Genomic DNA, 678 nt, shown 5'->3' with positions numbered 1-678 from the left:
GTTCTACCTGGCGTGGCCCTGGCTGCTGCCCCTGCTGGGCATCGCGACGCATCGCATCCGGCTGAGCATCCTGGCCACCGGCATCGTGAGCCTGGTCGCGGCCGTGGTCATGATCGGGCGCGCGCCGGAGGCGGTGTCCTATCTCACGCCGTTCCGCGCCTTCGAATTCGCGGTCGGCGGCCTGCTCGCACTGTGGCCGCTGCGCCTGCACAAACGCGCGGCGGATCTCGCGTTCGCGGTCGGCGTGGTGCTGATCGGCGTGTCGATGGTGGTGTTCACCGACCGCACGCTGTTCCCGGGGGCCGCCGCGCTGGTGCCCTGCATCGGCGCCGCGCTGTGCATCGCCAGTGCGGACCATGCGCGATCCGGCATCCTGCTCCGCAACCGGCCGATGGTGTACATCGGCCTGGTGAGCTACGCGCTGTATCTCGTGCACTGGCCGCTGCTGGTGTTCTACAAGCAGGCCAGGCACGTCGATCACTTGCGCGCATCGGAAATCGTCGGCTTCTTCGTCGTGTCGTTCCTGCTCGCCGTCGTGCTCAACCGCACCGTCGAAGTGCCGATGCGCAACCCGGCGCGCTGGAAGCCACGCGCTATCGGCGGTGCGGTGGCCGGCGTGGTGGTGATTGTCATCGCCGCCGGGGCCATGTGGCGGCTCGACGGGTTGCCGCAACGCCC

At 69.3% G+C, this 678-nt stretch carries 1 protein-coding gene; it reads left to right on the top strand.

Annotation, left to right across the window (positions count from 1 at the left end):
* On the top strand, positions 1-678 hold a 678-nt coding region (locus AC1DRF_RS31145; RefSeq protein WP_477742715.1), incomplete at both ends, for an acyltransferase family protein.

The sequence above is a fragment of the Priestia sp. P5_B4 genome, from assembly GCF_056400385.1.
This window is presented reverse-complemented; position numbering and strand designations above follow the sequence as displayed.